This is a genomic window from Hallella absiana, assembly GCF_025457485.1.
Taxonomy (GTDB): Bacteria; Bacteroidota; Bacteroidia; order Bacteroidales; family Bacteroidaceae; genus Prevotella; species Prevotella absiana.
The window spans coordinates 1-14,221 of the sequence record NZ_JAMXSP010000010.1; the positions used below are offsets into that span (position 1 = coordinate 1).

11 protein-coding genes and 1 tRNA gene are annotated in these 14,221 nt (G+C 51.2%); 5 read left to right on the top strand and 7 right to left on the bottom strand.

What is annotated here, in order from left to right:
* Window positions 1-760 precede the first annotated feature (760 nt).
* The 3 genes from NG346_RS06690 to NG346_RS06700 form a co-directional block, all read right to left on the bottom strand.
* Window positions 761-1,312: an LOG family protein gene (locus NG346_RS06690; RefSeq protein ID WP_262279783.1), complete on the bottom strand. Its 552-nt coding sequence runs from the start codon at window positions 1,310-1,312 to the stop codon at window positions 761-763.
* Between the two features lie 13 nt (window positions 1,313-1,325).
* On the bottom strand, window positions 1,326-2,201 hold the full coding sequence (locus NG346_RS06695) for a sigma-70 family RNA polymerase sigma factor (RefSeq protein ID WP_262279857.1): 876 nt from the start codon (window positions 2,199-2,201) through the stop codon (window positions 1,326-1,328).
* Window positions 2,202-2,391: 190 nt separating this feature from the next.
* Entirely contained in the window at window positions 2,392-3,078 is a 687-nt protein-coding gene (locus tag NG346_RS06700; protein WP_396266743.1) for a tetratricopeptide repeat protein, read from the bottom strand.
* A gap of 160 nt (window positions 3,079-3,238) precedes the next feature.
* Between NG346_RS06700 and NG346_RS06705 the strand changes: the two genes are divergently transcribed.
* Window positions 3,239-4,909 (top strand): formate--tetrahydrofolate ligase, encoded by a 1,671-nt coding sequence (locus NG346_RS06705; RefSeq protein WP_262288458.1) that lies wholly within the window; start codon window positions 3,239-3,241, stop codon window positions 4,907-4,909.
* Between the two features lie 74 nt (window positions 4,910-4,983).
* Here NG346_RS06705 and NG346_RS06710 read toward each other — a convergent pair whose 3' ends face one another.
* From NG346_RS06710 to NG346_RS06725, 4 genes are all read right to left on the bottom strand, one after another.
* Entirely contained in the window at window positions 4,984-6,360 is a 1,377-nt protein-coding gene (locus NG346_RS06710) for an alpha/beta fold hydrolase (protein WP_262288459.1), read from the bottom strand.
* A 125-nt stretch (window positions 6,361-6,485) separates the two neighbouring features.
* Window positions 6,486-8,345 carry an ATP-dependent zinc metalloprotease FtsH gene (gene ftsH / locus NG346_RS06715; protein ID WP_262288460.1) on the bottom strand — a complete coding sequence of 620 codons (1,860 nt, stop codon included), beginning with the start codon at window positions 8,343-8,345 and terminating at the stop codon, window positions 6,486-6,488.
* 57 nt (window positions 8,346-8,402) lie between these two features.
* Window positions 8,403-9,305 carry a patatin-like phospholipase family protein gene (locus NG346_RS06720; RefSeq protein WP_262288461.1) on the bottom strand — a complete coding sequence of 301 codons (903 nt, stop codon included), beginning with the start codon at window positions 9,303-9,305 and terminating at the stop codon, window positions 8,403-8,405.
* A gap of 106 nt (window positions 9,306-9,411) precedes the next feature.
* A tRNA-Thr gene (locus tag NG346_RS06725) sits at window positions 9,412-9,485 on the bottom strand.
* Between the two features lie 384 nt (window positions 9,486-9,869).
* Between NG346_RS06725 and NG346_RS06730 the strand changes: the two genes are divergently transcribed.
* From NG346_RS06730 to NG346_RS06745, 4 genes are all read left to right on the top strand, one after another.
* Window positions 9,870-11,237, top strand: a complete 1,368-nt coding sequence (locus NG346_RS06730) for an MATE family efflux transporter (protein ID WP_262288462.1) — start codon at window positions 9,870-9,872, stop codon at window positions 11,235-11,237.
* Between the two features lie 178 nt (window positions 11,238-11,415).
* Complete coding sequence (locus NG346_RS06735; protein ID WP_262288463.1) at window positions 11,416-11,967, top strand: RNA polymerase sigma factor; 552 nt, start codon at window positions 11,416-11,418, stop codon at window positions 11,965-11,967.
* Window positions 11,964-13,277 (top strand): PorT family protein, encoded by a 1,314-nt coding sequence (locus tag NG346_RS06740; protein ID WP_262288464.1) that lies wholly within the window; start codon window positions 11,964-11,966, stop codon window positions 13,275-13,277. The genes NG346_RS06735 and NG346_RS06740 overlap by 4 nt, the downstream gene beginning before the upstream one ends.
* Window positions 13,278-13,543: 266 nt before the next feature.
* Window positions 13,544-13,912, top strand: coding sequence for a GxxExxY protein (locus NG346_RS06745; protein WP_262288465.1), 369 nt, complete (start codon window positions 13,544-13,546; stop codon window positions 13,910-13,912).
* The last annotated feature ends 309 nt before the right edge of the window (window positions 13,913-14,221 follow it).

Consider the following 14,221-nt stretch of genomic DNA (forward strand, 5'->3'; position numbering starts at 1 on the left):
GCTTGTTTATTTTTGCAACACTAAGATAAGTGAATTCTTCGACATGGCAAAATCCTGGGCAACTTTTTGTTGCTCAGGTACTTAAAAAGTTATATTTGTAATAGTGTTGCGGAATTAAGGATGAATTAATAATTGATGAGAAATTCGTGGGCAATTCATGGACTTTCGTGTGAGGGTAAGAGCCTGTTCACAAATAGCGTCCGTTGTAAAATATGTCTTTTATGTCTTTCTGTCCAAAAAGAAAAAATATGTCTTTTATGTCTTAAAAAAAATATGTCTTTTATGTCTTTCTGTCTAAAAAAGAAGAATATGTCCTTTATGTCTTTCTGTCTTAAAAGGAAAATCTGTCTCTCTGTTACTCTGTCTTTTTCGTCTGTTCTTCTGTCTTAATTTATGACAATAAACCGCGGCTGAGAATCGATTCTTTTGAACGAAGACCTGTGTCTGTCGGATTTTCGCCAAAAATGAGGCAAAATTATAAGTCACTAACAATCAACGCGTTATATTGTATGTACTTTTTAGGCTCCCCAAAACTTCATGATTTTGTCTGTCAAACAACTGAGATGACACGCACAAACAACCGAGATGACACACACAAACAACCGAGATGACACGCACAAACAACCGAGATGACAGCAAGAATGCACTTTTGGGGGCGAGAAAGCTTTGTTTTTTGCAGGAAGGAAACAAAAAAATAGTCCGCTCAACTCTAGATTGCAAGTTGAAGCGGACAGGCTTTTGTCAAAAAAAACAATATTCTTTATTCGGTCGATGGCGTTATCTGAGTCAGCAACTGGCGGAGTTCTTCAAACGTGTTGGCCACCTGTATATATTGTGTATAGTTGCCACGAATCATTCCCTTGGCCTGCAGATCATCGAGCAGCGCTACGAGCGAGTCCCAAAAGCCGCCAATATTGTAGAGAATCACCATTTTTTGGTGATAGCCAATGGTATGGGAAGCAGCTACAGTAAAGAGTTCATCAAGCGTGCCAATGCCTCCGGGCAGCGCCACAGCCACGTCGCACTGCACCAGCATGAGATGTTTGCGGTCATCAAGGTTGTCGCAGGGGATCTCAACGTCGACATATTGGCTCTGTCGGCCTCCTTTCTCCACAAGCGTAGGGATGACACCGATTGTCATGCCGCCACCTTCGTGTACGGCACATCCGACACATTCCATCAGTCCGCTGTTGCATCCGCCATAGACAAGCGTATGCCCCTCTTCCGCCATCCAGTGCCCGAGCTCCTCTGTTTTTTTGAAGTATAGAGAGTCTATGCTGTTATTAGCAGAACAAAAAACGGCTATTTTCATCTTACGTTACTTATTATCCAAGATATTGTCTGAGCGTTACCGCATATTTGCTGTTGCGGATCTTGCGCAGTGCTTTTTCCTTAACCTGCCGTATACGCTCACGTGTCATGCCCATCTCGTCTGCGATTTCCTCCAGGCTTTTCTCCATGCGGCCGATGCCAAACGACTCGGTGATGATGCGTCGCTCCCGGTCGTTGAGCACCTCCTTGAGCAAGTCGTTGATGAAGAGATTCATCGACTCGCGGTCGAGCGAGCTGTCGGAGCGAGAGTCGGCATCGTCGGAGGAGAGCGTGTCGGCCAGCGAGTTGTCGTCATCCTCACTGATTGGAGCGTCGATGCTCGTCGAACGGCCGTTGGCCTCAAAGGCGGAGATCACCAGATCCTCGTCGATTCCCGTCATCGTGGCGAGCTCGTGGGTAGACGGCACACGCCCATGTTCCTGGAGGAACTGCTCCGTGGCCCTATTGACCTTCCCGGCGATGCCCACTTGGTTAAGCGGCACGCGCACGATGCGGCTCTTGACCGCCAAGGCCTCCATGATGCTTTGGCGTATCCACCACACAGCGTAAGAGATGAACTTGAAGCCGCGTGTCTCGTCGAACTTTTCAGCGGCTTTGACGAGTCCCACATTTCCTTCGTTGATCAAATCGGTGAGCGAGATGCCCTGATGCTGGTATTGCTTAGCTACAGAAACGACAAATCGCAGATTGGCGCTGACGAGTCTGTCGCGTGCGCGCTCCCCGGCGGGTCCGCCTTGGTGGATGGCATGTGCCAACGTGGCTTCCTCGTCGGGAGTCAACATCGGTTCACGGGCAATCTCAGTGAGGTATCGGTCAAGGGCCTCACTGTTTCGGCTCGTGATATTCTTTGTGATCTTTAGTTGTCTCATCATAGAGGTTCTGGCTAGTTATGTGTTATTTATAGTTTGACGGCAAAGTTACTACATTTTTCTCAAAACGATGCAAAAAGATAAATAAATCATCATGAAATATGATAATCGTGCAAAAAAAGAAAGTTTCTACCTGTTATTTTTGCACGACAAACTCAGTTTGACAAACAGATTGCAATAGAGATCTTTTCTATTCTTTGGTTTGCCTGTACATATCCCTCAGTTGACCTCTTGAGACGCCAAGCGCAACTAAACGGTCGAGGTCTTTTCTGGCTTCATTATAGCGGTGCAGGGCAATGAGCAGATCGGCACGCGCCAGCAGCCAGTCGCGGTTATCGGGTTGCCGTCGCAGGGCCTCGCCATAGTCATAGGCCGCCAGTTCCTTCATGTCACGCTCCTTTTCTATGCCTGCTCGCGCGGCCCAGGCAGTTGCCGAGTCGGGGTAGGTCGAAACGAGCATGTTCACACCGTCCATTGCCTCGGTATAGTGATGATCCTTTTGATTGAGCAGTGCCAGCCCCAGACGCGCGTCGAAGTTGCCGGGCACCACACGCAGCACAGTCTCGTAGTCGAGCCGTGCGAAGTTGTAGCGCCGCAACTGTGTGTTGGCATAGGCGCGATAGTATCTTGCTGCCAGATTGTCGGGATGGTGGTTGATCACCCAGTCGTATTCGTCTTTGGCATACTGCCATTCGCCCAGCTGCATGTTCCACGCGGCCTTGCGGAGCCTCAAGTCAACTGAGTCGGGATGATAAGACAGCTGTTCCATCGCCAGCTTCAGACTGTCGCGCAGAGCCTTTCGGTCTTCCTGTGCCAGCGAAGGCAGACGCAGCAAAAGGCTCAAAGCCATAACGAGGAATGTTCTATTGTTCATCATATAAAATTGTTTTCGGCAAAGTTAGGACTTTTTTGTGCTTTCGTCTTCAATTCTAAGGCTAATAATGAATAAAAAAGAGAAAAAACGAGTAACTTTGCATATAAAATACAGAAAAGCCCCGTCTGGGACTCCCATATATTAATCGTTTTATAGTAGAAAGATGAAATCGGATATCGAAATTGCACAGTCGACAGTTCTCCGTCCCATCAACGACATCATCGGGCAGTTGGGTATCGACCCGGAGAAGACTGAAGGCTACGGTAAGTACATCGCCAAGGTGGACATCAGTGCCATCCAGGAAGAAGCCGTGCGCAAGCACCACCTCATCCTCGTGACCGCTATCAGTCCCACCAAGGCCGGCATCGGCAAGACGACGGTCAGCGTGGGTCTGGCGCTCGGCATGAACGCCATCGGCAAGAATGCTGTCGTGGCACTGCGTGAGCCTTCCCTCGGTCCCTGCTTCGGTCAGAAAGGCGGTGCCGCCGGCGGGGGCTATGCACAAGTGCTGCCTATGGACAAGATCAATCTCCACTTCACGGGCGACTTCCATGCGATCACCTCGGCCAACAACATGATTGCAGCCCTGCTCGACAACTATATCTATCAGCACGCTGCCGACGGATTCGCACTGAAAGAAGTACTGTGGAAGCGTGTCCTGGACATCAACGACCGTGCACTCCGACATATCGTCACCGGTCTTGGTCCCCGCACCAACGGCATGATCGCCGAGACAGGCTTCGATATTACGCCCGCATCCGAGATCATGGCGATCATGTGCTTCGCCACCAGCGTGGAGGATCTGCGCCGTCGCATCGGCAATATCCTGCTCGGCATACAGTACGACGGCACACCGTTCTATGTCAAGGACATGGGCGTGGAAGGTGCCATCACCGTACTGCTCAAGGATGCCCTCAACCCCAACCTGGTACAGACGACAGAAGGCACCCCGGCTATGGTGCACTGCGGACCTTTCGCAAACATTGCCCACGGCTGCAACTCTGTGGTTGCCACACGCTGCGCGCTGACCTACGGCGACTACGCCATCACGGAGGCCGGCTTCGGTGCTGATCTGGGCGCAGAGAAATTCTACGACATCAAATGCCGCAAGGCCGGACTACAGCCGGATCTCACCGTGCTCGTGGTGACGCTCAAGGCTCTGAAGATGCACGGCGGTGCCAGCTACGACAAGATCAACGAGAGCAACATCGACGCAGTGAAGAAGGGAATGTGGAACCTCGACAAGCACGTGGAGAACCTGCGTCGCTTCGGCCAGACGGTCGTCGTAGCCTTCAACCGCTATGCCGACGACTCGTATGAAGAGATGGAGGCCGTGCGTCGCCATTGCGAGGAGGACCTGCACGTGATGTTTGCCGTCAACGACGCTTATGCTGAGGGCGGAAAAGGTGCGGCAGCACTGGCCCGTATGGTCGTCGGCGCTGTGGAGAAAGAGCCTTCCGAGCCTTTACAGTTGCTCTACCAAGACGAGGACAGCGTGGAAGACAAGATCGCTGCCGTGGCCAAGAAGATCTATGGTGCCGGCAAGATTGTCTACAGCAAAAAAGCCAAGCAACAACTGCAGCTGATCGAGCAATTGGGCATCAGCCGTTATCCGGTCTGTATTGCCAAGACACAATACAGCTTCTCCACCGACGCAAAAGCCTACGGCCCCACCGACGGCTTCACGATGGAAATAGACGACATCGTCATCAACAATGGTGCTGAGATGCTCGTGCCCGTGGCCGGCAGCATGATGCGTATGCCGGGCTTGCCCAAAGATCCGCAAGCCAACCACATCGACATCGTCGACGGCAACATCGTGGGATTGTCGTAAGACTGATAAAAATAGAAACTATATAAAAAGAATAGGAGAAGAGTCAGCCCTCTTCCCCTATTCTTTTTTTATATTTATTTCCTGTTGATATTCTTGGCCAAATACTCACTGACCAGCTCCACCGCCCGGTAGGAATCCTGACCGAAGCCATGGTCAAAGCCCGGGAGCTCGTCGTATTCACTACCCTTCCATATATTGTGGAAGCGCTCACCGTAGGTATAGGGTACGATGCGGTCGCCGGTACCATGTACGATACAGGCCGGACCTTGATACTTAGCTGCCGTCTCGTAGATCGGTAAGCGGAAAGCCGTGCGCACATAGTTGCGGCCCAACTTCAGATGACCGCCCATCAAGTTGATCACTGCCGGAGGATCAAGCGGATCGTAAGTAGTGCCGAAGGTATTGCCGCGAATGGCATCTTCGCGCAGCACAGCGGCAGGAGCCATCAGTGCTACGGCGGCGACACGTTTCTCGCCAAGCTCGCCTGCTGTCATGCTGGCAACGACGCCACCCTGAGAATGGCCGACCAGTGCCACGCGCGTGCTGTCAGCCCAAGGCTGCGAGCAGACATAGGCATATACCTTCTTCGCATCTTCAATCTCGTTGGGCACGGTCATCTCCTCAAATTTCCCTTCGCTCTCGCCATGGCCGTTGAAGTCGAAACGTACCGTGGCGATCCCATGGCGCAGCAAAGAGTCGGAGAGCAGTGTCATCAGCTGGGTATTTTTGTTACTACTGAACCCGTGCATTATGATAGCGGTCGGCATGCGCCCCGTCACACCTTCCGGACGGCTGACAATAGCAGACAGTTTGCCTTTGCTGCCTTCAATGGCGACTTTCTCATCGATAGCCTTTGCCTTGCCCTCAGGAAAGAGTTCGGTCAGCGTTCGTTCCAGCTTCGGCCACAGCACAGTGCTCAGCACCACCTTGCCCTGTGGGTCGATGAGCACCATCGAGGGAATCCATTTCACGCCATAGGTCTTGGAGATCTGGGCATCGTGGAACTTCACAAGCTCGCTGACCTGCGTCCAGCGAATGCCATACTTCTGCAAGGCTTTCTTCCAGTTCTGTGCATCGGTATCGAACGATACGCCGACAAACTCCACACCCTTACCATGGAAGTGGTCATACATCCTAAGCATCTCAGGAATGTCGCGGCGGCAATCGGGACACCAGGAAGCCCAGAAGTCAAGCACGACATATTTTCCGCGCAACTTAGAAAGCTTGAAAGTCTTGCCGTCCACGGTCTTCATCTTGAAGTCGGGAGCCTCGCTGCCCGCCTTCACCAAATCGGTGGCATACTTACTGTCGAAATCCTGCGGCATCATCATGGCTGCATCGTGCCGCTGATCTTGCCCCTGTGCGGAAGTCCGCACAGAGGACAGTGGCGACAACAGCAACAGCAGGGCACAGAGTCCCTGCGTGATCATTCTCTTTTTGTTTCTTGTCATTGTCTTTTTGTCTGATTCTATATCTGATTTGTTGTTAGCAATGATGGATCTGACAGAAGCGTCACATCCGTCAGACAAAAATAAGCAAAAAAGCAGGGACTGCCAACGCAATCCCTGCTTTTTTATTATTCTTTATCCTTTTCGTAGCGCTTGAGCACACTCATGAACTCATCGCCCGTGATCGTCTCCTTGCTCAGCAAGATCTTGGCAGCAGCGTTCATCTCCGGCTCATGGGCTTTGATGATGCCGACGGCCTTGTCATGAGCCTGTCGGATGATGTCACGCACCTCGGTGTCGATGTCCTTGGCTGTCTCCTGCGAGCAAGTCAAACTGCTGGCACCGCCAAGATACTTATAGCGTTGCTGCTCGAGTTGCATCATGCCGAACGTGTCACTCATGCCATAGGTCGTGATCATGGCACGAGCCAACTGTGTAGCCTTCTCGATGTCGTTGGAAGCACCTGTCGTACATGTGTGGCACATCACTTCCTCAGCGGCACGCCCTCCGGTGAGTGTGGCAATTTGGTTGAGCATCTCGGTCTTGCTCATCAGGTGCTTCTCTCCACTGTCGACCTGCATGGTATAGCCCAGTGCGCCACTCGTACGCGGCACAATGGTGATCTTTTGCACCGGTGCGGAATGGGTCTGCATGGCTGCCACCATGGCATGTCCGAGCTCATGATAGGAGATGATGCGCTTCTCCTCGGGCGAGATGACGGCACCCTTCTTCTGTTCACCGGCAATGACGGTCTCCACACTCTCCTCGATGTCATCGGTCTCGACCTCGCTCTTACCAAGTCTCACGGCACGCAGAGCAGCCTCGTTGACGATGTTGGCGATGTCGGCACCACTGGATCCGGCAGTAGCGCGACCGACTACATCCAAGTCGATATTGCCGTGTTTTACCTTCTTCAGATGTACTTGGAAGATTGCCTTACGCCCTTCCAGATCCGGCAGCTCCATGATAATGCGGCGGTCGAAACGTCCGGGACGCAACAGTGCCTTGTCCAAGCTCTCCGGCCGGTTGGTGGCGGCAAGGATCACTACGCCTTTGGTGGCATCGAAACCGTCCATCTCGGTGAGCAGCTGGTTGAGCGTCTGCTCACGCTCATCATTGCCCATGGCTTGGTCACGGCTCTTGCCGATGGCATCGATCTCGTCGATGAAGATGATACACGGTGCCTTCTGTGCAGCCTGACGGAACAGATCACGCACCTTGGCAGCACCCATACCGACGAACATCTGTACAAACTCGGAACCGGAAATCGAGAAGAATGGCACGTGAGCCTCACCGGCCACAGCACGCGCGATCAGCGTCTTGCCTGTTCCCGGCGGGCCAACGAGCAGTGCGCCTTTGGGCAGACGGGCACCCAAAGCCGTGTATTTCCGCGGATTGTGGAGAAAGTCGACGAGTTCCTTGAGCGTTGCCTTGGCCTCGTCCTGCCCGGCGACATCGGCGAAGCGCGTCTTTACGTCACTCTCGGCATAGACTTTCGCACCGGAGTTTCCCAAAGAGAGGAAGCCTCCGCTGGCACCCTTCACCATCTTATTGGCTCCCGCACGCCAGATCCAATAGAAAATCAGACCCGGCAGGATCCACCAAAGAAAGAAGTCGACGATGGGAGAATTCTTCTGTGGCAACTGCTTAGTAAAAACGATGTGACCACCCTTGGCAGGACTCTTCGCCTTGAGCAACCGGTCTACCAACTGGGGATCGTTGACCTCGGTGGTACGGAAATACTGCTTGCCTTTCTTTCCTGCTACCTCATAATAGATGCGGCCCTCCTTGATGTTGACGCTCGTGACCGTTCCTTTGTCCACAGCTGTGATAAAAGTGTTGTAGTCAGCATCCTTCACGGGCTGGTTACCGACGTAGGGGAAAAGCAGACTGTTGAGAAGAATCAAGACCAACAGTCCCACAAAAATACCACTCCAACCGATATTGGGTTGGGGTTTGTTGTTATTGTTCAACTTACTCTGCTTCATGGCATAACGAACTTTGTTTCTACTCCGCCCTCTGCAAAGTATATGCCAAACAGGCAGTTAGCTTTTTTTAAAGCTTTTCTCTTTCAAAGTCTTCTCCATGACTTGTCGCCCATAAGCAATGATCTCGTCGGCACGCGTAAAGTCGAAGAGACCAAAGGCGTCCATCGGTATGTCAGCAAGGATGTCGGGAGGTGTCAGCCGCTCAGCCATCATCGTATTGTTTTGTACCGACAGGCAGGCTACCCGCACAGCCATTCTGACATAATTGCTCGACAATCCTGACTTCATGACTGGTATCCATCGCATCCAAAAGCTACTATTCTCACGCGTTGTCGCAGGTGCGCCATTGCTCTGTGGATATGCGTCGGGTGCACTCGCATTGACGGCGACAAGCAGATCCCCTTTCTTTCTGCTCACCACGTCCAAGGGCAGCGTGTCGTGTACACTGCCGTCGACATAGAGTGCGCCGCCTATCTCTACAGGTTTAAAAAAACAAGGGATAGACACCGAGGCACGTATGGCCTGCGCCAGTTCGCCCTCATGGAAGACATGGGGCTGTCCACTGATGATATCAGAAGCCACACAAGCATAGGGTATCGGGAGATCCTCGATACGCACCTCTCCCACTATCTGACGCAACTCCTTGAGCAGCCGCTCACCGCTGGCCAGATGATCCAGACCGGGAGAGACATCCATCATCTTGAGTATCTGCATCTTTGTCAGACGATGCGCAATCGTTTTGAGTTCCTCCATCTTGCCGGCAACAAAGAGTCCACCCACCAGCGCGCCCATCGATGTTCCCGCCACAGAAGTGATATGATAGCCATGCGCTTGCAAGGCCTCAATGGCTCCGATATGTGCAAAGCCGCGCGCGCCGCCACCGCCAAGGACGAGAGCGACATCCTTGGAAGATCTTCTGAAACGCTGAAGGAAAGAGTGGAATGTATCGAGAATGTTCATAAGCTAAAGAGGAAGAAGACCGATGTCCTTATTAGAAATCGAGTCCTATATATATAATAAGGTGTAGAAACAAAGAATCCTTCCCTGTGAGGAAGGATTTTTGATGAGCCTCTTGTCGGATTCGAACCAACGACCCCGAGATTACAAATCACGTGCTCTGGCCAACTGAGCTAAAGAGGCAGGTGGGCAAGCGGTTCTTATCGCGTCGCTACAACCAAGTACCCTTGCTACGTTCCCGTCCTGGGGGATTCCGAGGGAGCTGACCGTAAGAGACTTGCCCATGTTGATCGCATCTGTTTTCGCAAATGCGGGTGCAAAGTTACAATTTTTTCGTCAATCAACGAAGAATGTGTGTCAAAACTTACCATCATTTAATATTGATTAACAACACGTCCTCACCCATCCAACCTTGTCAGACGCCAACATCTTCACTCGCTTCTTTCCACATTCCCAGGAACAACAGATTCATAGAGAAAATCATGGGCATACAGCTATGAAACGATGGATATATGAGAAAAAAACTATAACTTTGCAGAGAAAAGTTAGAATCAATCGTGTTGAGTCATGGGAAACGAGAAAAGCAAGGACGGCAAGATGATGGACATGCTCCACGGACCTCTCTTAGGCAAAATGCTGCAAGTGGCTATGCCTTTCGCAGTGAGCAGCATTCTGCAACAGCTGTTTATCTCGATCGACGTGGCTGTGGTAGGGCGCTTTGCGTCGAGTGAGGCACTGGCAGCCGTCGGTGCAAACACCTTTCTCATCAACCTGCTCATCAATCTCTTTGTCGGCATATCGGTCGGTGCCAACGCCGTCATAGCCATGGCCATTGGCGCCCGAGACCGTCACCGTGTGCGCAACGCCGTAGGAACCACATGTGTCATTGCCATAGTATGCAGCTTGCTGCTATTGATCATAGGGCTGACCTTTGCACCTACGATACTTCGCTGGATGGCGACGCCGCAAGAGATTCTTTCCGACGCGACGACCTATCTACGCGTTTACTTTCTGGGTGTACCTTTCTTTATCGTCTTCAACTTTGGCGCCGCCATTCTGCGCAGTAAAGGCGACACACGCCGCCCGCTGTATATGTTGCTTGCCGCTGGCGTGGTCAATACGCTCTGCTGTCTGCTCTTCGTCATCGTCCTCCACTGGAGCGTGGCGGGCGTGGCGGCGGCTACGGGGCTGGCCAATGTGTTCAGCGCCTCGTGCATGATATGCGTATTGCGCCATGAGAGTGGGCCTTTCCGTCTGCAAGCCACTCGACTGCACGTAGACCGTCAGTCACTGCGCCGCATTCTGGTCATCGGCATCCCCACCGGCGTGCAGAGCATGCTCTTCTCCTTCAGCAACGTGTTTGTTCAAACCGGCATCAACAGCTACGGTGCCGCGGCCATCGCAGGATCGTCAGTGGAACAGAACTTTGAATACTACTGCTATTTTCTGATGAGTGCCTTCACGGGCACCGCCGTCACCTTTGTCGGACAAAACTATGGTGCCGGGCTCATCGACCGCTGTAAGCGTGTGTTTTGGTTGAGCATGGCCTGCGGTGCGCTGTTCTGTTTGGCCGGCAACCTGCTGTTCTACAGCGGACGCGGTTTTTTCCTCTGGCTGTTCACCGCCGATCCCGATGTCACTGCCTTTGCCCGTGAGCGACTGTCTGATGTGCTCATCTTCCAATGGATCGCGGCGAGTTACGAGATTTCGGCTGCATGCCTTCGTGGATTGGGGCATTCGCTGGAGCCTACGCTGATTGCTATCTTTGGCACCTGCGTGTTTCGACTGGGTTGGATCTTCTTCTACTGCCCGTCGCATCCCGGCTTCAACCATCTCATGGCCGTGTATCCCATCTCGTGGATACTCACCGGCGTGCTAATGCTCACCGCCTATGCCATCACCCTCCGACAGGTGGCAGCACAACATCGGGCGTAGGTACAAATATATAATAGCGTAAGATTATATGACAATGGTATAGAGTTGTATATATAATAAGGTGTAACTATCTAAAAAATAAGGGATCGATTCACGCAAGGTTCTGAACTTTTCTGCATTTATCAAGCAAAAGATCAGGATCATAACAAGACATTAACACCATAGGAGTGTTGCCATCATGAAGGTCATCGACAAGGAACAACAGATCGCAGAAGCCTTTCGCCGGGGAGAAACCTCGGCGATGGACGACCTGTTCGCACTGTTCAGCGGGTATCTCATGGGTGTGGGTATACGCTATATCGCTGACGACGACGAAGTGAAAGACGTGTTGCAAGAGGCTTTCATCAAGATCTTCACACAGTTCCACACATTTCAGTACCGCGGCAAAGGCAGTCTGAAGGCATGGGTGACGCGCATTATGGTCAACGAATGTCTGACAACGCTACGCCAGAAGCAAAAGATCGATGTCGTCGACGGGGAGCAAGTCCCCGACCTGTCCGACGAGGAGCCAGACACAGAAGGGCTCGACGGTAATGTGCTCATGGAAATGATCCGACGTCTGCCCGAAGGCTACCGCCAAGTGCTCAACCTCTACGTCGTAGAAGGCTTGAGCCATAAGGAGATCGGACAAATGCTACACATCAAACCCGACAGTTCGGCTTCGCAGCTACACCGTGCGAAGGCGATGCTTGCCAAGATGATCAACGACTACAAAAGGAGGTTAAGATGAACGACAAATGGATAACAGACATCAAGCGGAAAGCCGACAGCTATGAGCGGAAGGCTCCCGATGATATGCTTGACAACATCAAGCAAGAGATGGCACGCCGTGGTCTGACGATGACACCACCGCGCCCCATTGCCCAGACACGCCGTCTGACGTGGCAACGATGGGCTGTCGCCGCCTCACTGGTAGTGGCCGTTGGAGGTACAGCCGTATATCTGGCTTTGCTACAACCCGATAGCGACACAATGCTATCGCAACAGCTACAGCACCGAGAACCTGCGACACAAGTGCAACGGCAAGCTTCGGCAAACGTCGAGCAGCATACGGCACAACCAGCAAGCATCCCTGCTTCAAGTCTGATCGCCCAAGTCTTAAGTAAAAACCATGGTAAGAGGACAATGCCGTCTGCTTCGATGATAACAGAAGAATACAAAGCGAAGAATGTCTCGAACCCTCAGTCTGCTTCTGTCGAGAACAACACTGTAGAGACAAAAGACGCGAATACGGTGGTAGAGATTGAGACGCGCAAAGCGGCAGAACAGCAGCGGACTTCGGCAAATCAATCTCAAAACAGTTACAAGGATCACTGGAACAGCAGTGACCGACTCTTAGCATACAATAATGAAAGCCCTCACCATACAATACATGTGGGTGCTTACTACCAGGGGGTTGGCGGCTTTCAGAGAAATGGCAACAGTAATGGGCAAGTCATGACGATGAGCGACCCAATGGTGGCCAGTGTACCCGTACTCTACGCCTACCCCTCTCTGCTCAACAAGGTACTTCAAGAAACTCCCATGCATAGTGAGAAGCATCATCATCTGCCAGTCCGTGCAGGGCTTTCCGTGTCGATACCTCTCAACGGGCAATGGGGCGTGACCACGGGACTGACCTACAGTACGATGAGCTCCGACTTTGAGGATCTCTATGCCAATCACTGTGAGAGCAGTACACAGCGACTGCATTATCTCGGCATTCCGGTAAGCATCCACTACAATATATGGCAACAGAGCAAGGTGAAGGTCTACGCCAGTGCCGGCGGCGAGATTGAAAAACTGGTATCCGGCAAGAAGAAGACACACTATGCCGACATGACCACCAACGAGACGACAACGACAACGATCAGCGAGCACCGGCCTGTGCTGAGCACACACGTCCACGCTGGCATCTCCTACTCGCTATTGCCGAGCCTCAGCCTCTTCGCCGAGCCTGGCCTGTCATACCACTTCAAGAATGGCAGTGGCGTGAAGTCAGCCTACACCGACAAGCAGCTGCTGTTCAATGTCAATGTGGGAGTGAGATTTGGGAAGTGAATGCCGTCCACACGGATCTATAGAATTATGGATCACTTCACTCTCAACACGAATACGATAAGTTGAAATCAAAGGAGGTTGGATAAGCCATCCATGGATCTTCTCAAATTGATAAGAATGCAAAAAGGGTGGAAGAGTAATCCACGAATCTTCACGAATCGACACAAATGTGGATGAGAATTAGTGGAGATTAGTGTTAATTCGTGGATAATTAAACGAAGTATCGACACGTATGTGGATATTAATGGAAATTAATTTGACTCGTTATGCTATATCAACAAGAATGTTACGAAATTGTGGGAGCCGCAATGAAAGTCTATAATACGTTGGGGCCTGGATTCCTTGAGGCTGTGTACCATGAGGCTATCGAGATAGAGTTTGACAAGTGTAATATATTATTTGATAGTGAGAAAAGCATAGATATCTTTTACGATGGTGTTTGTCTCAAACAAAAATATCGTCCGGATTTCTTTTGCATGAATAAGATTATCGTGGAGATTAAGGCTCAATCACAACTCGACAATGCCAACGTTGCTCAGGTGATTAATTACCTTCATGCGACGAAAATGAGGCTTGGCCTGCTAATCAACTTTGGGAATCCCAATGTTTTAGAATGGAGACGTATTGTACTTTAAAGCCTTCATCCATGGATCTCTACGAATAAAGATGATAATCGGTGAAAAGAGTTAATCCACGAATCTGCACGAATCGACACGAATGCGGATGAAAATTAGTGGAAATTCGTGGAGATTCGTGGATAATAAAACTAAGTATCGACACGTATGTCAATGGTTATTCGTGGAGATTTGTGAAGATTCGTGGATTAATTCTTCATGAGTAATTAATGAGTAACTTGAAAGACCTGCAACACTGAGCTGTTATCAATAAATGTCGCTCTATTAATATTTCGAAAAAGAGAGAGAAAGATTTGGCACTTCACACAG